Source organism: Streptomyces sp. TRM70350 (genome assembly GCF_019219825.1).
Taxonomy (GTDB): domain Bacteria; phylum Actinomycetota; class Actinomycetes; order Streptomycetales; family Streptomycetaceae; genus Streptomyces.
Genome location: NZ_JAHUXH010000041.1, coordinates 12,570 through 29,474, shown reverse-complemented (window position 1 = coordinate 29,474; position 16,905 = coordinate 12,570). Strand labels below are relative to the sequence as shown.

Annotated in this window: 15 protein-coding genes; 2 read left to right on the top strand and 13 right to left on the bottom strand. The window is 69.1% G+C overall.

The window, feature by feature from the left end:
- Positions 1-113 precede the first annotated feature (113 nt).
- From KWI83_RS34530 to KWI83_RS34520, 3 genes are read right to left on the bottom strand one after another with little or no spacing between them, the layout of a single operon-like run.
- Positions 114-524 (bottom strand): DUF6113 family protein, encoded by a 411-nt coding sequence (locus tag KWI83_RS34530; RefSeq protein WP_218518333.1) that lies wholly within the window; start codon positions 522-524, stop codon positions 114-116.
- Entirely contained in the window at positions 521-1,381 is an 861-nt protein-coding gene (mshB, locus tag KWI83_RS34525) for an N-acetyl-1-D-myo-inositol-2-amino-2-deoxy-alpha-D-glucopyranoside deacetylase (RefSeq protein ID WP_218518332.1), read from the bottom strand. Before mshB ends, KWI83_RS34530 begins: the two co-directional genes overlap by 4 nt.
- A gap of 30 nt (positions 1,382-1,411) precedes the next feature.
- Positions 1,412-1,606, bottom strand: a complete 195-nt coding sequence (locus tag KWI83_RS34520) for a hypothetical protein (RefSeq protein WP_003992731.1) — start codon at positions 1,604-1,606, stop codon at positions 1,412-1,414.
- Positions 1,607-1,782: 176 nt separating this feature from the next.
- On the opposite strand from KWI83_RS34520, the gene KWI83_RS34515 reads away from it, so the two are divergent.
- The gene (locus KWI83_RS34515; RefSeq protein ID WP_218518331.1) at positions 1,783-3,903 is read left to right on the top strand and encodes a S9 family peptidase; all 2,121 of its coding nucleotides are present in this window, start codon (positions 1,783-1,785) and stop codon (positions 3,901-3,903) included.
- A 122-nt stretch (positions 3,904-4,025) separates the two neighbouring features.
- Here KWI83_RS34515 and KWI83_RS34510 read toward each other — a convergent pair whose 3' ends face one another.
- The 5 genes from KWI83_RS34510 to KWI83_RS34490 are packed head-to-tail and all read right to left on the bottom strand — an operon-like array spanning position 4,026 to position 9,568.
- The gene (locus tag KWI83_RS34510; RefSeq protein WP_218518330.1) at positions 4,026-5,063 is read right to left on the bottom strand and encodes an ABC transporter ATP-binding protein; all 1,038 of its coding nucleotides are present in this window, start codon (positions 5,061-5,063) and stop codon (positions 4,026-4,028) included.
- Positions 5,056-6,030, bottom strand: a complete 975-nt coding sequence (locus tag KWI83_RS34505) for an ABC transporter ATP-binding protein (protein WP_218518329.1) — start codon at positions 6,028-6,030, stop codon at positions 5,056-5,058. The genes KWI83_RS34510 and KWI83_RS34505 overlap by 8 nt, the downstream gene beginning before the upstream one ends.
- A 9-nt stretch (positions 6,031-6,039) precedes the next feature.
- Entirely contained in the window at positions 6,040-7,017 is a 978-nt protein-coding gene (locus KWI83_RS34500) for an ABC transporter permease (protein ID WP_218518328.1), read from the bottom strand.
- A complete protein-coding gene (locus tag KWI83_RS34495) occupies positions 7,010-7,933 on the bottom strand; it encodes an ABC transporter permease (protein ID WP_218518327.1) in 924 nt (307 codons plus the stop codon). Before KWI83_RS34495 ends, KWI83_RS34500 begins: the two co-directional genes overlap by 8 nt.
- A gap of 9 nt (positions 7,934-7,942) precedes the next feature.
- The gene (locus KWI83_RS34490) at positions 7,943-9,568 is read right to left on the bottom strand and encodes an ABC transporter substrate-binding protein (RefSeq protein WP_218518326.1); all 1,626 of its coding nucleotides are present in this window, start codon (positions 9,566-9,568) and stop codon (positions 7,943-7,945) included.
- Positions 9,569-9,783: 215 nt separating this feature from the next.
- On the opposite strand from KWI83_RS34490, the gene KWI83_RS34485 reads away from it, so the two are divergent.
- Positions 9,784-10,524 (top strand): trans-aconitate 2-methyltransferase, encoded by a 741-nt coding sequence (locus tag KWI83_RS34485; RefSeq protein ID WP_218518325.1) that lies wholly within the window; start codon positions 9,784-9,786, stop codon positions 10,522-10,524.
- A gap of 70 nt (positions 10,525-10,594) precedes the next feature.
- Here KWI83_RS34485 and KWI83_RS34480 read toward each other — a convergent pair whose 3' ends face one another.
- From KWI83_RS34480 to KWI83_RS34460, 5 genes are all read right to left on the bottom strand, one after another.
- Entirely contained in the window at positions 10,595-11,713 is a 1,119-nt protein-coding gene (locus KWI83_RS34480) for an ABC transporter ATP-binding protein (RefSeq protein ID WP_218518324.1), read from the bottom strand.
- A gap of 14 nt (positions 11,714-11,727) precedes the next feature.
- Positions 11,728-12,789 (bottom strand): ABC transporter ATP-binding protein, encoded by a 1,062-nt coding sequence (locus KWI83_RS34475; protein WP_218518323.1) that lies wholly within the window; start codon positions 12,787-12,789, stop codon positions 11,728-11,730.
- A gap of 15 nt (positions 12,790-12,804) precedes the next feature.
- Positions 12,805-13,782, bottom strand: a complete 978-nt coding sequence (locus tag KWI83_RS34470; RefSeq protein WP_218518322.1) for an ABC transporter permease — start codon at positions 13,780-13,782, stop codon at positions 12,805-12,807.
- A 99-nt stretch (positions 13,783-13,881) separates the two neighbouring features.
- Positions 13,882-15,675, bottom strand: a complete 1,794-nt coding sequence (locus tag KWI83_RS34465) for an ABC transporter substrate-binding protein (RefSeq protein WP_218518321.1) — start codon at positions 15,673-15,675, stop codon at positions 13,882-13,884.
- Positions 15,676-15,775: 100 nt separating this feature from the next.
- A complete protein-coding gene (locus KWI83_RS34460) occupies positions 15,776-16,822 on the bottom strand; it encodes an ABC transporter permease (protein WP_218518320.1) in 1,047 nt (348 codons plus the stop codon).
- Between the last annotated feature and the right edge of the window lie 83 nt (positions 16,823-16,905).

The window sequence follows — 16,905 nt, the reverse complement described above, 5'->3', positions numbered from 1 at the left end:
CGCGGGCGGCTCGGCGGCGGCTCCACCATACTGGCCACTTCGGGCGGGTATCCCGCGACCGCTGGGGAAACCCACACGGGACTCGCACGAGCGCATGACGGCGAACCGGTACGTCATTCGCCAAGTCGGACGGACCGGCCACCGGGTTGCCGCACCGGCGCGAGGGTGGCGCAGATCACAGCGACGGCCATGCCGCCGAGCAGGTACGCGTACGAGCCCGCGCCCGCGGCGAAGAGGAAGTCCCCTTCCGGACGGCTGGCGGTGAGCAGGATGACGGACAGCATCCAGCCGGCCGCGCCCGCCACGGCCCCGCCCCGGCCGCGGGTCGCCCACGCCCCGCCGAGAAAGGCCCCGGCCGCGCCCGCGAGGGCCAGCAGCAGCCCGCCCGGGAACCAGCCCGCCTGCACCAGCGCACCAGCGGCTCCCACCACCAGGCCGAGCACGAACAGGCCCAGATGGGCCGCCATCCGCCCGGCCGACGGGCGCCGCAGCGGCTGCGCGAGCATCGGGTGCCGGTCGCTCATGACGCCACCTCGATTCCGGCGAACAGGTCCGTCTCCCGGCCCTGAGCGCCCTGCTGACCGCGCACCAGTTCGTAGTACTCGGTGGTGAACAGCGGCTGCGCGAGCTGGTTGGACAGTGCGAAGTAGGGCTCGGCGACCTCGATCTGCGTGGCGTGCGCGGCCATCGCGGCGGCCTTGGCGGCGGCGTACGCGGTGCCGTCGATCTCGGTGGTGATCCGCTCGTCGTCGACCACGCCGGGTACGTCGTCGATCGCCGCGCTCTTGGGGAAGGTCAGGCCGGGCAGCGCGTCCTGGAGGCGGGCGAAGGCGTCCTCGGCGATGGTGCGCGGGACGCGGTTCCAGTAGACCTTGGCGATTCCGATGCCCGCCTCGGCGGCCAGGTCGGCGGCGCGCATGGCGATGCGGTGGGCCTGGACGTGGTCGGGGTGGCCGTAGCCGCCGTCGGGGTCGTAGGTGACGAGGACCTGGGGCCGTACCTCGCGGATCACCTCGACGAGGTGGACGGCGGCCTCGTCGACGTCCGCCTGCCACAGGCAGCCGGGGTCGTCGTTGTCGGGCAGGCCCATCATCCCGGAGTCGCGGTAGCGGCCCGTTCCGCCGAGGAGACGGAAGTCCTCGACGCCGAGCGCGCGCATGGCCGCGGTGAGCTCGCGCAGGCGGTGCTCGCCGAGGGCGGCGCCGGTCAGGTGCGCGAGCCCGGGCGGGATGACCTCGCCACGCTCACCGAGGGTGCAGGTGACCAGGGTCACCTGGGCGCCCTCGGCCGCGTACCTGGCCATGGTCGCGCCGTTGTTGATCGACTCGTCGTCCGGGTGCGCGTGCACCAGCAGCAGACGCCGGGAGGGCCGTTCCGTCATGGACCCCACCCTACGAGCAGACCGAGCCGGTCAGAACTTGATGCTGCCGATCATGCCGGCGATGTTCGTGGTCAGCTCGCTGATCGTGGGCGCGACGGTGGACGAGGCGAGGTAGAAGCCCAGCAGCATGCACACGATCGCATGCCCGGCCTTCAGCCCTGACTTCTTGATCAGCAGGAAGACGATGATCGCCAGCAGCACCACCGCCGAAATCGAGAGTGCCACGGCGGCTCACCTCCAAGAACCCGGGATGTGGGGAAAACAGTGCGAGGGAACTTGTGAATCCATACAGCGGCCAGCAGGTTCATACCCACACAGCGCTAGTGATCATAACTATCCGTACGCGCGCATCGAATGGCGCACAGCCGCACAAGGGGGCGCATGGCCAATATGGTCGGGGCATGACGACCGAGGCTGACTCCTTCCCCCGACGGCACGCCCGCACCCAGCGGTTCACGCTCGGCGCGCCGCGTTCGTTCACCGTGGCTCCCGACGGTTCCCGTGTCGCGTTCCTGCGCTCGAACTCCGGCACGGACCGGGCGAACGCCCTGTGGGTGCTGGACCTGGCGGACTCCGCCGAGCGCCTGGCGGCCGACCCGCGCACCCTGCTGGGCGGGGCCGCGGAAGACCTCTCGCCCGAGGAGCGGGCGCGTCGCGAACGCAGCCGCGAGGGCGGTGCCGGCATCGTCGGCTACGCCACCGACACGGCTGTGGAGTTGGCGTCTTTCGCCTTGTCAGGGCGGCTTTTCGCGGCGGAGCTGCGGGCCGGCACGGCACGCCAGCTCCCCGTCCCCGCCCCGGTGATCGACCCGCGCCCGTCCCCCGACGGGCGGCACATCGCGTACGTCGCGCAGGGCGCCCTGCGGGTGGTCGGCGCCGAGGGCGAGGGGGACCGGGCGCTCGCGGAACCTGACGGGGAGTCGGTGTCCTACGGTCTGGCCGAGTTCATCGCGGCCGAGGAAATGGGGCGTTCGCGAGGTTTCTGGTGGGCGCCGGAGTCCGACCGGCTGCTGGTGGCGCGCGTGGACGACACGCCGGTGCGACGGTGGTGGATCTCCGATCCGGCCCGGCCGGAGCGTGACCCACAACACGTCCCGTATCCGGCGGCCGGGACGGCGAACGCGGACGTCCGGCTGTTCGTGATCGGCCTCGACGGGACGCGCACGGAGGTCGTCTGGGACCGGGAGCGGTATCCGTATCTGGCGCGAGTGCACTGGTCAGCGGCGGGTGCACCGCTGCTGCTCGTACAAGCGCGCGACCAGCGCAGTCAGCTGTATCTGGCCGTCGATCCGGACACCGGGGGCACCCGGATGGTGCACGCCGACGAAGATCCGATTTGGCTGGATCTTTTCCCTGGGGTGCCCTGCTGGTCCCCCTCGGGGCAGCTGGTGCGGATCGCCGACGAGGGCGGCGCGCGGGTGCTCGCGGTGGGTGAACGCCCGCTGACCGGGCCGCAGTTGCATGTGCGCGCGGTGCTCGACGTGTCGGACGACGACGTGCTGGTGTCGGCGTCGGCGGGCGAGGAGGCGGCCGTGCCGGAAATCGGCGAGGTGCATGTCTATCGCGTCAATGAACTCGGCGTCGAGCGGCTGTCGCAGGAGGCCGGCGTGCACTCGGCGGTGCGCGCCGGGGACGTGACGGTGCTCGTCTCGGCGACGCCGGACCGGCCGGGCGCCACGGTGCGGGTGCTGCGCGAGGGCAAGCAGGTGGCGAGCATCCCGTCGTACGCCGAAGATCCTGGTATGTCCCCCCGCGTGACCCTCACCGAGGGGGGCGCACGGCGGATTCCGTGCGCCGTGCTTATGCCGCGTGACTACCACGGTGACACTCCCCTTCCGGTCCTCCTGGATCCCTACGGCGGTCCGCACGGCCAGCGGGTGGTCGCCGCGCACAACCCGTATCTCACCTCGCAGTGGTTCGCCGACCAGGGATTCGCGGTCGTCGTCGCCGACGGACGGGGCACCCCGGGCCGCTCCCCCGCCTGGGAGAAGGCGGTCCGGGACGACATGGCGTCGGTGGTCCTCCAGGACCAGGTGGACGCGCTCCAGGCCCTCGCCGCCGACTTCCCGCTCGATCTGACCCGGGTCGCGATCCGCGGCTGGTCCTTCGGCGGCTACCTGGCCGGGCTCGCGGTGCTGCGCCGGCCGGACGTCTTCCACGCCGGGATCGTGGGCGCGCCGGTCACCGATCTGCGGCTCTACGACACCCACTACCAGGAGCGCTACCTCGGCCACCCGGACCAACAGCCGGACGTCTACCGGCGCAACTCGCTGATCGACGACGCGGGCCTGGTGGACGCCGTGGAGCCGGCCCGGCCGATGATGATCGTCCACGGTCTGGCGGACGACAACGTGGTCGTGGCCCACTCGCTGCGCCTGTCCACCGCCCTCCTGGCCGCCGGCCGCCCGCACGAGCTGCTGCCGCTCTCGGGCGTCACGCACATGACCCCGCAGGAGACGGTCGCGGAGAACCTGCTGCTGCTCCAGCTCGACTTCCTGAAGCGGTCGCTGGGGCTGGCGTAGATACAGCAACGGGCCGGGGTGACATGGCGCACCCCGGCCCGTTCACGGCACCCGCACGGCCGTACGTTGTAGAGACTGACGCGTCCGTATATCGGAAAAGGGTCAGTGGAGTTGCCTGTGTGTTACCGCGTCTCCCCGGGCGCCACGACCTGCTTCTCCTCCGCGAAGTGGCAGGCCGACGGGTGGGCCGCCGGGCCGGTGGCCAGCCGGAACTCCGCGGGGACCGCCAGCGCCGGGACCTCCAGGGCGCAGCGCTCCCGGGCCTTGAAGCAGCGGGTGCGGAAGCGGCAGCCGGACGGGATGTTCGTCGGGGAGGGCACGTCACCGGCGAGGATGATCCGCTCCCGGTGCTCACGGGCCTCCGGGTCGGGCACGGGGACGGCGGAGAGCAGGGCCTGGGTGTAGGGGTGCGTGGGGTGGTCGTAGATCTCCTCGTCCGTGCCGGTCTCCACGATCCGCCCGAGGTACATCACCCCGACCCGGTCCGAGATGTGCCGGACGATGGACAGGTCGTGCGCGATGAAGACGTAGGAGAGGGCGAACTCGTTCTGCAGCCGCTCCATCAGGTTGATCACCTGCGCCTGCACGGACACGTCCAGCGCGGAGACCGGTTCGTCGGCGACGATGATCTCCGGGCGCAGCGCCAACCCCCGGGCGATGCCGATGCGTTGTCGCTGACCGCCGGAGAACTGGTGCGGATAGCGGTTGATGTACTCGGGGTTGAGGCCGACGACCTCCAGCAGCTCCTGCACTCGCCTGCGCCGCTCGCCCTTCGGCGCCACCTCCGGGTGGATCTCGTACGGCTCACCGATGATGTCGCCCACCGTCATCCGGGGGTTGAGGGAGGTGTACGGGTCCTGGAACACCATCTGGATGTTGCGCCGGACGGCCTTCAGCGCCCTGCCGGACAGTGTGGTGATGTCCTCGCCCTTGTACCGGATCACCCCGGCCGTCGGCTTCTCCAGGTTCACCAGCATCCTGGCGACCGTCGACTTGCCGCAGCCGGACTCCCCGACGATGCCGAGGGTCTCGCCGCGGTGGAGCGTGAAGTCGACGCCGTCGACGGCCTTCACCGAGCCGACCTGCTTCTTGAAGAGGATGCCCGTGGTGAGCGGGTAGTGCTTGACGAGCCCGGTGACCTCCAGGATCGGCTCAGCCATGCAGGCACTCCCTCCAGAAGTGGCAGGCACTGCCCCGCTCCTCGGACACCTCGTACAGCGGGGGTACGTCCGTCCGGCACACGTCCCGGGCCATCGGGCAGCGCGGGTGGAAGGCGCAGCCCGGCGGGATGTTCAGCAGGCTCGGCGGCAGGCCCTTGATCGCGTAGAGCTCCCGGCCCTTGTGGTCCAGGCGCGGGATGGAGTCGAGCAGGCCGCGTGTGTACGGGTGTGCCGGTGCCTTGTAGATGTCGTGCACCGGCGCCGACTCCACGATCCGGCCCGCGTACATCACGGCGATCCGGTCGGCGACGTCGGCGACCACGCCCAGGTCGTGGGTGATGAGGATCAGCCCCATGTCCAGCTCCCGCCGCAGCTCCGCGAGCAGCTCCATCACCTGGGCCTGGACGGTGACGTCGAGGGCGGTGGTGGGTTCGTCGGCGATGATCAGGGCGGGTTCCAGGGCCAGCGCCATCGCGATCATGATGCGCTGGCGCATACCGCCGGAGAACTGGTGCGGGTACTGCCTCACCCGCTCTTTGGCGCCCGGGATCCGCACCCGGTCCATCAGCTCGACGGCCCTGGCCCTGGCGTCCTTCTGCGACATGCCCCGGTGGACCACGAACATCTCGCCGAGCTGGTCGCCCACGGTCAGCACGGGGTTCAGCGAGGACAGCGCGTCCTGGAAGATCATCGCCATCTCGGCGCCCCGGACCTTGCGCCGCTCCTCCTCCTTGAGCCCGAGCAGGTCCCTGCCCCGGAAGAGGACCTCCCCGGCGGTGATCCGCCCCGGCGGCATGTCGAGGATGCCCATCACGGCCTGCGCGGTGACGGACTTGCCGGAGCCCGACTCGCCGAGCACGGCGAGGGTCTCGCCCGCGTCCACGCTGTAGGTGACGCCGTTGACGGCCTTGGCGACCCCGTCCCGGGTGCGGAACTCCACGTGCAGGTCACGTACGTCCAGCAGCATGACGGCACCTCACCTCAGCTTGGGGTCGAGGGCGTCGCGCACCGCGTCGCCGAGCATGATGAACGCCAGCACGGTGACCGCCAGCGCCCCGGAGGGCCAGAGCAGGGCGTGCGGGGCGTTGCGGACGTAGGGCGAGGCGGCGGAGATGTCGATGCCCCAGGAGACGCTGGGCGGCTTCAGTCCGACGCCGAGGTACGACAGGGTGGCCTCCAGCGCGATGAACGTGCCGAGCGCGATGGTCGCCACGACGATCACCGGCGCGACGGCGTTGGGCGCGATGTGCCGCAGCAGCAGGCGGGCGTGGGAGGCGCCGAGGGCGCGGGCGGCCTGGACGTAGTCGTTCTGCTTGGCCGTGATGACCGCGCCGCGGGCGATCCGGGAGATCTGCGGCCAGCCGAGCAGCACCATGAACCCGATGACCGGCCAGATGGTGTTGCTGGTCACCACCGACAGCAGGACCAGACCGCCGAGGACGACCGGGATCGCGAAGAAGATGTCGGTGATCCGGGACAGGATCGAGTCCCCTACGCCGCCGAAGAACCCGGCGAGTCCTCCGAGGACGCTGCCGAGGGCCGCGACCCCGAGCGTGGCGCAGACGCCGACCGCGACGGACGTACGGGCGCCGTAGACCGTGCGCGTGTAGACGTCGCAGCCCTGACCGTCGTACCCGAAGGGGGCGCCGGGCTGGGAGCCCTCCTGGGCCCTGGCGAGGTCGCAGCGCAACGGGCTGCCGGGGGCGATCGCCGACGGCCAGAGCGAGATGAAGATCAGGAAGAGGATCACCAGGGCCGAGACGATGAAGACCGGGTTGCGGCGCAGGTCGTGCCAGGCGTCGGACCACAGGGAGCGGGGCCTGCCGGACGGGCCGCCGTCGTCCGGGCCGCCCGGCGCCCGCTCCAGCGTCTCCGCCTCGCTGGTGGCGAGGTCCATCCCACCGCCCATGCCCGTGCCGGCGATGACGCGCTCGGGTTCCCTGGTGTCAGACATAGCGGATCCTCGGGTCGAGTACGGCGTACAGGAGGTCGACGAGGAGGTTGGCGAGCAGGAAGACCAGGACGAGGACGGTCACGAAGCCGACGACGGTCTGGGTGTTCTGGCGCAGGATGCCCTGGTAGAGCTGGTAGCCGACGCCGTGGATGTTGAAGATGCGCTCGGTGACGATGGCGCCGCCCATCAGGGCGCCGATGTCGGTGCCGATGAAGGTGACCACGGGGATGAGGGAGTTGCGCAGCAGGTGGCGGGTGATGATCCGGCGCCTGGGGAGGCCCTTGGCGACGGCCGTGCGGACGTAGTCGGAGCGGCGGTTCTCCGCGATGGAGGTACGGGTCAGGCGGGTGACGTAGGCCAGGGACACGGAGGCGAGGACCAGGCCCGGCAGGATCAGCTCGTCGAAGCGGGCCTCGGAGGACACCGACGGCCGGACCCAGCCCCACTCGACGCCGAGCAGCAGCTGCAGCAGCAGGCCGGTGACGAAGGTGGGGACGGAGATGACGACCAGCGTGGCCAGCAGGACGCCGGTGTCGACCGGGCGGCCGCGGCGCAGGCCGGTGATCACGCCCAGGGTGATGCCGATGACGATCTCGAAGAGGATCGCGACGACGGTCAGCCGGATGGTGACGGGGAAGGCGCTGCCCATCAGCTCGGTGACCGGCTGGCCGTTGAAGGCGGTGCCGAAGTCGCCGGTGAAGACGTTGCCCATGTAGGTCAGGTATTGCTGCCAGACCGGCTTGTCGAGGCCGAACTCCTTTCTGAGCTGGGCGGCCGTCGCCGGGTCGCACTCCCGTTCACCGCACAGGCCCGCGATGGGGTCGCCCATCACATTGACCATCAGGAAGATCAGCAGGGTGGCCCCGACGAAGACCGGGATCATCTGCAGCAGCCGCCGGACGACGTACCGTCCCATGGCGCCGCCTCAGCTGACCTTGATCTCGTCGTAGACGGGGACGCTGAACGGGTTGAGCCGGACGTCGGACAGCCGCTCCGAGTAGCCGGCGCTGCCGTTCTGGTACCAGAGCGGGATGGCGGCCATGTGGTCCCGGACGACCTCCTCGGCCTGCTGGAAGGTCGCCACGGCCTGGGCGGTGTCGGTCTCGGCGTTGGCCTTGTCGACCAGGTCGTCGAACTGCTTGTTGCTCCACTTGCCGTCGTTGGAGGAGGCGTTGGTGTAGTAGAGCGGCTGGAGGAAGTTCTGGATCAGCGGGTAGTCCATCTGCCAGCCGGCGCGGAACGGGCCGGTCATCTCGCGGTCGGTGATCTGGCCGCGGAAGTCGGCGAAGGTGCCGACCGGGTTGCTGACGCAGGCGCGGTCGTTGTCGAGGGCGTTGTTGATGGAGTGGCAGACCGCGTCCACCCACTGCTTGTGCGAGCCGGTGTCGGCGTTGAACGTGATCCTCACCTGGCCGCCGGGCAGCCCGCCGCCCTCCTCGATGAGCCGCTTGGCCTCGGCGGCGTCGTACTCGCACCACTCACCGCACAGCCCCGCCTGGTAGCCGCCGTCCTCGCCGAGGACCGGTGAGGTCCAGTCGGTGGCCGGGGTGCGGGTCCGGTGGAAGATGGTCTGGGTGATCTGCTCGCGGTCGATCGCCCGGGACAGGCCCTTGCGGACCTTGTCCATGCCGGGCTTGTTCCAGTTCCTGTCGTAGTAGGGGAAGGCGAGGGTCTGCAGGATGCCGGCGGGGGTGTTGAGGTAGCGGTCGCCGAGGTCCTTCCTGACGTTCTTCAGCTGGGAGGCGGGGACGTCGTCGACGAGGTCGAGGTTGCCGGCCATGAGGTCGGTGTAGGCGGTGTTGTTGTCGGTGTAGACCTTCAGGTCCACGCCGCCGTTCTGCGCCTTGTCGGGGCCGGGGTAGCCGTCCCAGGCGCGCAGTGACATCCGGGAGCCCTTGACGTACGAGTCGACGGTGTAGGGGCCGTTGCCCACGGGCTTGGCCAGCCACGCGTCGTGGTCGTCGAAGAAGGCCCGGGGCAGCGGGGCGAAGGCGGCGTAGCCGAGGGTGTCGGGGAAGCTGGAGAACTTCTGCTTCAGCCGCACGGTGAAGGTGCGCTCGCCGGTGACCTTCAGGCCGGACAGCGTCTCGGCGCTCTGTTCGCCGCCGCCCTCGGGGTGCACCTTGTCGTAGCCCTCGATGTAGCCGAAGAAGTAGGCGTTGCGCTGGTTGTTCCGCAGGCTCGCGCCGTAGTTCCAGGCGTCGACGAAGGAGCGGGCGGTGACCTTCTCGCCGTTGCTGAAGGTCCAGCCGTCCTTGACGGTGACGGTGAAGTTCCGGGAGTCGGTCGTCTCGATGCGCTCGGCGAGCATGTCCTCGGCCTTGCCGGTCTCCGGGTCGTACCTCTTCAGCCCGCGGAAGATCATGTCGAGGACCTTGCCGCCCTGCACCTCGTTGGTGTTGGCGGGCTCCAGCGGGTTCTGCGGGTCGCCCCAGGAGGAGCTGAGCACCGCACCGCTGTCACCGCTGCCGCCGACCCCGCCGCAGGCGGCGCCCACGAGGGCGAGGGCCACCGCGCACGCGGCCCATCGGGCGTGCTGTGCTCCGCGCATGGGATGCCTCCTCGGGATGCGCTGCCGCCAGCGCCGGGACGCTGACCCGTTGTCGACCACTATCCTCACCCGTTATCGGCCAATATTGACGCATACGGTGCGTAATGCACGCGGTGGCGGCTCTTCGGGCTACCGACAGCACGCGACATCCGTTCCCCCGCCGTAAATCCCCGGACTTCTGTACTGATCGGCCGTACAGCAGGCACACTGCCCGGATGGTTGATCGTTCCTTCGGTGACGCCTTACTCGCCGAGCTGTATGACGCCCTCAATCCGTGGGGCACGGGTGACGACTTCTACCTCGACCTGGTGATGTCCGCCGATTCCGTGCTCGACGTGGGCTGCGGTACCGGGCGGTTGCTGCGGCGGGCCCGGCAGGCCGGGCACGGAGGGCGGCTGACCGGGCTCGACCCGGCCGCCGCCATGCTCGTGCAGGGCCGCCGCGGGACCCGCGAGGTGGAGTGGGTGCTGGGCGACCTGCGCTGCACGGCGTGGCGGGAGGAGTTCGACCTGGTCGTGATGACCGGGCACGCCTTTCAGGAGCTGATCACCGACGAGGACCTGCGGCTTGCGCTCGCCGCGGTGCGCGCGAGCCTGCGGCCGGACGGGGAGTTCGTGTTCGACACCCGCAATCCGGGCGTCCGGGCCTGGGAGACGTGGACCCCGGAGCGGATCCGCGAGGTGCGCGGCCCGGACGGGGACGTGGTGCGGGTGTGGCACGAGGCGCTGACGCCGGTCCGGGGCGGGCGGGTGTCGTTCACCGAGACGTTCGACGGTCCGCGCTGGGACGTGCCGCAGGTCAGCCACAGCACGATCAGGTTCCTCGACGTGGAGGCGCTGGACCGGTTCCTCGCCGAGGCGGGTCTCGTCGTGGGTCAGCGGTACGGCGACTGGGGGCGGGGGCCGTTCACGGGCGCGAGCCCGGAGATCATCAGCGTCGTACGGCGGACAGGCTAGGCCCCTGCCGGAACAGCGCGAAGCCCCCGGGAACCGAAAGACGCGGGTCCCGAGGGCCTCAAGGGCGGGCTCAGTTGTGGTCCTGGGCCTCCTCCAGCGCCTTCAGCGCCGGGTCCATGACGACGTCCTCGTCGCGGGCCTCCGTGGTCGGCTCCTCCGGGAAGTGGCAGGCCGTCAGGTGGCCGGCGTGGTTGCCGGAGATCTGGACCAGCGGCGGCTCCTCGGTGGCGCACTTGTCCTGCGCCTTCCAGCAGCGGGTGCGGAAGCGGCAGCCGGACGGTGGGTGGATCGGCGAAGGGACGTCGCCGGAGAGGCGGATCCGCTCGCGCTGCTCGCCCTCGTCGTCCATCTCCACCTCGGGGACCGCGGAGAGCAGGGCGTGGGTGTACGGGTGCCGGGGCCGGTTGTAGATGGAGTCCCGGTCGCCGACCTCGACCACCTTGCCGAGGTACATCACCGCCACGCGCTGCGAGAAGTGCCGGACGATCGCAAGGTCGTGCGCGATGAAGACGAACGCGATGCCCAGCTCCTCCTGCACCTTCTGCAGCAGGTTGACCACCTGGGCCTGGATCGACACGTCGAGCGCGGAGACCGGCTCGTCGGCGACGATCAGCTTCGGGTTCAGGGCCAGGGCGCGGGCCACGCCGATGCGCTGACGCTGACCGCCGGAGAACTCGTGCGGGAAGCGGTTGTAGTGCTCCGGGTTGAGGCCGACCAGCTCCAGCAGCTCACGGACCTTCTTCTCCCGGCCGCCCTCGGGGTTGATCCCGTTGACCTCCATCGGCGACTTGATGATGGTGCCGACGGTCTGCCGGGGGTTCAGCGAGGAGTACGGGTCCTGGAAGATCATCTGTATCTCGGACCGCACCGGCGCCAGCCGGCGGCGCGAGGCATGCGTGATGTCCCGTCCGGCGTACGTGATCTGCCCCGCCGTCGGCTCCAGCAGCCGGGTGATCAGCCGGCCGGTGGTCGACTTGCCGCAGCCGGACTCGCCGACCAGGCCGACGCTCTCGCCGACGCCGACGGTCAGGTCGACCCCGTCGACCGCCTGCACGGCGCCGACCTTGCGTTTGATCGGGAAACCACCGTAGATCGGGAAGTGTTTCGTCAGGCCCTTGACCTCCAGGAGGGTCTCGGACCCGGTGCCGGTGGCGGCCTGCTGTGCGGGGAGGGTGAGGTTGTCGCTCATGATCTCGGTTCTCCCTAGCGCAGCCGGGGCTGGATCTCGTCGATGAAGATGGTCTGCTTCTGCTCGGCCGTCAGATGGCAGGCGGCGGCGCGGCCCTCGCCGAGCGGCGGCCGCACGTTCGTGCAGAGGGTGCCGGACACCTTGTCCTTGAAGGCGCAGCGCGGGTGGAAGGGGCAGCCCGACGGCGGGTTGAGCAGCGAGGGCGGGGTGCCCGGGATCGGGGTGAGCTCCTGGTGGATGTCGCCGTCCAGCCGCGGCATGGAACTGAGCAGACCCCAGGTGTAGGGGTGCTTCGGCGTGCGCAGCACCTCCTTGACACTGCCGCGCTCCACGGCCCGGCCCGCGTACATCACCAGCAGGTCGTCGGCCATGTTGGAGATGACGCCGAGGTCGTGGGTGATGAAGATGATCGCGGAGCCGAACTCCTGCTGGAGGTCCTTGAGCAGGTCCAGGATCTGCGCCTGCACGGTCACGTCGAGCGCGGTGGTCGGCTCGTCGGCGATCAGCAGGTCGGGGTCGCACATCAGGGCCATGGCGATCATCGCGCGCTGGCGCATACCGCCGGAGAACTGGTGCGGGTAGTCGTCGAAGCGCACCTTCGGCTGCGGGATGCCGACCTTCTCCAGCATCTGGATCGCCCGGTCCTTCGCCTCTTTCTTGGAGGCGCCGGTGTGCTTCATGAACGGCTCGGACAGCTGGCGGCCCACCGTGTAGTACGGCGAGAGGGCGGTCAGCGGGTCCTGGAAGATCATCGCCATCTTGTTGCCGCGGAGCTTCTCCAGCTCCTTCTCGGTGGCGGTGACGAGTTCCTTGCCGTCGAGGACGATCTCGCCGTCGATGGTGGTGGTCCGCGGGTTGTGCAGGCCCAGGATCGTCAGGTTGGTGACGGACTTGCCGGAGCCGGACTCGCCGACGATGCCCAGGGTCCTGCCGCGCTCGACATCGAAGGAGAGGCCGTCGACGGCCTTGACGATGCCGTCCTCGGTGGAGAACTGCACCCGCAGGTCACGGACCGAGAGGAAGCTCTCGGGCCCGGTCGGGGCCGGGGCGTCCTCGGTCTTGGTCAGTGTGGTCACGGTGGTTCGTTCTTCCTAGGAGAGCCGGACGCGCGGGTCGATCCAGGCGTACGCGATGTCGACGATCATGTTCAGGAGCAGGATGAAGAACGCTCCGACCAGCATGACACCCATCGTCAGCGGGAGGTCCTTGTTGACCGCGGCGTCGACGGCGAGGCGGCCGATGCCCTGGAGGGAGAAGGTGATCTCGGTGACGACACCGCCGCCGAGCAGGGCGCTGAGGTCCATGCCGAGGACGGTGACGATCGGGATGAGCGATCCCCGCCAGGCGTAGCGGAAGAAGACGTACTTGCGGGGCATGCCCTTGGCGCGGGCCGTGCGCACGTGCTCCTCCTGGAGCTGCTCGATCATCGAGGAGCGCGCCATACGGGTGTACTGCGCGGTGAAGATGGTGGCCATCACGACCATCGGGATGGACAGCCCGACCAGCCAGCCGACCGGATCCTCGGTGAACGGCACGTACTTGGGGTCATCCATCCAGCCGGTGCTGTACACGAAGATCAGCAGCACGATCGGGCCGAGGAAGTAGATCTGGAACGAGCTGAGCACCATGGACGCGCCGGTGGCGGCCTTGTCCACGACGGTGCCGCGCCGGTAGGCGGCGAGCATGCCCGCGCCGATGCCGACGGTGAGGAAGACGACCAGGGCGCCGACGGTGAGGGAGACGGTCAGCGGGAGGCGGTCCAGGATGAGGTCCCAGACGTTCTCGTTGTAGTAGAAGGACCGTCCGAGGCACGGAGCGGGGCAGTTGCCCTGCGGGAAGTCGCGGCCGGCGACGATGCCGGACATGAACTCCCAGAACTGCTGCGCGAGCGGCTGGTCGAGCCCCAGGGCGTGGCGGATGTCTTCCAGTCTGTCGGGCGAGCAGTCCTTGCCGCAGGCCAGGGAGGCGTAGTCGGACGGCGCGGCGACGAAGAGGAAGAAGGTCGCGGCGCCGATGAGAATCAGGGTCAAGACAGCACCGACTGAGCGCCGGAGGATGAACTGAAGCATGGCGGTGGGGGCTGCTCTCTGCGGAGACGGTGGATGGTTTCACGGAACCGCGGGGGCACGCTCCGCCTGGTGCGTACCCCCGCGATCAGCCGTAGAGAGTTACGACTTCAGGAACAGTCGGGTGACGTCGATGTAGCTGGACTCGGTGCTGTAGCGGGCACCGCCGATGTTCGAACCGTAGAGCTGGAACTGCTTGACGTACCACAGCGGAGCGGCGGGGTTGACGCCTTCGAGGATGCGCTTGTGCGCCTCCTGCCAGGTCTTGGCCGCCTCCTCGGGCTGCTGGGTGATGGCCTTGTTGATCAGCTCCTGGACCTTGGGGTCGTTGATGTGCGAGTAGTTCGACTGACCGTCGCCGACCAGGTCACCGTCGTAGACCGGGGTGACGACCGTGGCCGGGGACGGCCAGTCCTGGCCCCAGCCGGTGATGTAGATGTCGTACGGGTTGTCGACCTTGCCGATCTGCTCGTAGTAGCTGGCCGCGTCGATCTCCTTGGCGACGACGTCGATGCCGACCTTGGTCAGCGCGTCCTCGATGGCGACCTTGCGCTTCTGGCCCGCCTCGGAGTTGGCGTAGGCGAAGACGAGCTTCTTCTCGGCGGCCGGGACGTCCGCGAGCAGTTCCTTGGCCTTCTCGATGTTGCCGGCCGGCGTCTTCAGGCGGCCGTACGGGTCGTACGTCGGGTCGTAGCCCGGCAGGGTCGGGGCGAACAGGTTCGGGGCGACGTCACCGCCGTAGGCACCGCCCTCACCGGCGATGAGTGACTTGGAGTTGACCGCGTAGGTCACGGCGTCACGGACCGTCTTGTTCTTGACCCGGTCCAGGTTGAAGGTGAGCTGCATGACGTAGGGCGCGTAGCCCTGGATCGTGCGCTTCTTGACCTCGGGGTCGCCGATGACGTCCTGGATCTGGGTGGCGTCGACGGTGCCGGTGAACTGGATGGCGTTCTTGGTGTCGCCCTGGTCGGCGATCAGACGCTTGGTCTGGGTGGACTCGGTGACACCGAACTGGAAGTTCCAGCCGTCCACGTACTGGTGGCGCACGGCGTCGGACTTCGGGTCCCAGTTCTCGTTCTTGACGAGTTTGAGGGACTTGCCCGCCTTGAACTCCGAAATCTTGTAGGGACCGGTGGCGACGGGGGCCTGGTCGTACTTCTCCTTCGTGTCGGTCTCCTCCGGCACGATGGAGTAGCCCGGCATGGCGAGCGCCATCGGCAGGTCGGGGCGCGGCTTGTCGAAGTGGAAGACGATGGTCTTGTCGTCCGGGGTCTCCAGCACCGAGTCCGGCAGGTGCTTGTTGCCGAAGCCGCCGTCCGGCAGGGCCTTGCGGTAGTCCGCGCCGCTCAGCCAGGACTGCAGGAAGGTCGGGCCGTCGAAGATGAACTCGGCGTACAGACGCTCGATGGTGTGACGGACGTCGGCCGAGTTGATCGGGTTGCCGTTGGCGTCCTTGAGGTTGTCCTTGAGCGTGAACGTCCAGGTCTTGTTGTCGTTGGACGCCTTGCCCGAGTCGGTCGCGAGGTCACCGACGACCGCGACGCCGCCCTTGCCGTCCTCCTGGAAGTTGGTCAGGCCGCGGAAGACCAGGTTGGCGAACTGACCGGCGTCGGAGACGTAGATCTGGCCCGGGTCCATGTGGGTCAGGGCCGACTCCTGGTAGACCGTGATGGTGCCGCCGGGCTTGGCGCCCGGGACCTCCTCGGCCGGGCCGGCCGAGGCCGCGGCGTCCAGGTAGGCAACGCCCTTCGACTGCTCCTTGGCCTTCTCCTGGTCTTCCTTGGAGTTCTTTCCGGAGCTGCCGCCGGTGTTCTCCGAGCAGCCGGTGAGCGCGAGGGAGCCGGCCGCGATGGCGACCACTATGGCGCGCGCTCTGCGCGAGTTGAGCGACTTCATGAGGCGTATGCACCTACCTGTCGTTGTTATCCATGAGTACTGCCTGACGCGGCTGGTAGGCCGACGCGGGGGCGGCAGCCACCCCCCACCAATGGACGGTCTAGCGCCCGGACTTGGGGTCGAAGGCATCCCGTACGGAGTCTCCGAGGAGGTTGAAGCACAGGATGAAGATCACCAGCGCCACGCCCGGGAAGAAGATGAAGGCCGGGTCCTGCTGGGTGTACTGCGCACCGGCGGCGAACAGTCGTCCCCAGTCCGGGGTGGGCTCCACGAAGCCGACACCCGCGAAGGAGAGGAAGGCGATGGTCAGGATGGTGCTGGGCAGCTGGTACGTGTACTGCACCAGCACCGGCGTGACGATGTTCGGCAGGATCTCCTTGCGGATGATCCGCGCCGGCGAAGCGCCGGAAACCTTGGCAGCCTCGATGAACTCGCGCTCACGCAGTGCCAGCACGACGGAGCGGACGAGTCGGGCCATGCCCATCCAGCCGAGGACCCACAGCACGATCAGGATGGCCAGCGCTCGGAAGTACGTGGGCGTCTCTTCCCTGGGGTCCACGAAGAAGGCGGTGACCACGGGCATGAAGGCGATGAAGAACAGCTGCGACGGGAAGGACAGGAAGAAGTCCGTGACCCGGCCGAGCCAGAAGTCGACGCGGCCGCCGAAGTAGCCGCCGACGACACCGATGATCACACCGGTGATGGTCAGCAGGGTGGCCACACCCACCGCCATGTACAGCGAGGTCCGCATGCCGTACATCAGCATGGCGAAGAGGTCACGGCCGTACTGCGGCTCCACGCCGAACCAGTGGTCGGCGGAGACCCCACCGAAGTAGCCCAGCGGAAGACCGAACTCGTCCAGCACGGGCTTGTCCGCGTAGGTGGGGTCCTGTCCGTACAGGGTGTACGGGTTCGTGCCACTGATCGCGGTGAGCACGGGCGCCAGCAGGGCGATGGCGAAGAAGAAAATCACTACGCCGGCACAGATCATCCCTGTACGGTCACGCTTGAAGCGCTGCCACATCAACTGCCCGGGGGAACGGCCTTCGAGCTTCTTCGCTCCCTTGGCGACCTCGGAGGTCGCTTCGAGCTCTGGGTCCAAGGCGACCGTGGACCCGGAGCCCTCGGCCTTGGTTGGACTGGTCATGTGTGTTCTTCCCCCGGGGGGTTGGAGAGCTGAGCGCAGCACAGATACCGGCAGGTTCTGTGGTTTGGGGGAACTTTCGCCAA

Bases quoted from the DNA above. Each gene is read 5' to 3' on its own strand.
- KWI83_RS34515 (WP_218518331.1), top strand. From the start codon at position 1,783: ATGACGACCGAGGCTGACTCCTTCCCCCGACGGCACGCCCGCACCCAG.
- KWI83_RS34495 (WP_218518327.1), bottom strand. From the start codon at position 7,933: ATGGGACGGTACGTCGTCCGGCGGCTGCTGCAGATGATCCCGGTCTTC.
- mshB (WP_218518332.1), bottom strand. From the start codon at position 1,381: ATGACGGAACGGCCCTCCCGGCGTCTGCTGCTGGTGCACGCGCACCCG.
- KWI83_RS34505 (WP_218518329.1), bottom strand. From the start codon at position 6,030: ATGCTGCTGGACGTACGTGACCTGCACGTGGAGTTCCGCACCCGGGAC.
- KWI83_RS34460 (WP_218518320.1), bottom strand. From the start codon at position 16,822: ATGACCAGTCCAACCAAGGCCGAGGGCTCCGGGTCCACGGTCGCCTTG.
- KWI83_RS34490 (WP_218518326.1), bottom strand. From the start codon at position 9,568: ATGCGCGGAGCACAGCACGCCCGATGGGCCGCGTGCGCGGTGGCCCTC.
- KWI83_RS34465 (WP_218518321.1), bottom strand. From the start codon at position 15,675: ATGAAGTCGCTCAACTCGCGCAGAGCGCGCGCCATAGTGGTCGCCATC.
- KWI83_RS34510 (WP_218518330.1), bottom strand. From the start codon at position 5,063: ATGGCTGAGCCGATCCTGGAGGTCACCGGGCTCGTCAAGCACTACCCG.
- KWI83_RS34500 (WP_218518328.1), bottom strand. From the start codon at position 7,017: ATGTCTGACACCAGGGAACCCGAGCGCGTCATCGCCGGCACGGGCATG.
- KWI83_RS34480 (WP_218518324.1), bottom strand. From the start codon at position 11,713: ATGAGCGACAACCTCACCCTCCCCGCACAGCAGGCCGCCACCGGCACC.
- KWI83_RS34485 (WP_218518325.1), top strand. From the start codon at position 9,784: ATGGTTGATCGTTCCTTCGGTGACGCCTTACTCGCCGAGCTGTATGAC.
- KWI83_RS34470 (WP_218518322.1), bottom strand. From the start codon at position 13,782: ATGCTTCAGTTCATCCTCCGGCGCTCAGTCGGTGCTGTCTTGACCCTG.
- KWI83_RS34530 (WP_218518333.1), bottom strand. From the start codon at position 524: ATGAGCGACCGGCACCCGATGCTCGCGCAGCCGCTGCGGCGCCCGTCG.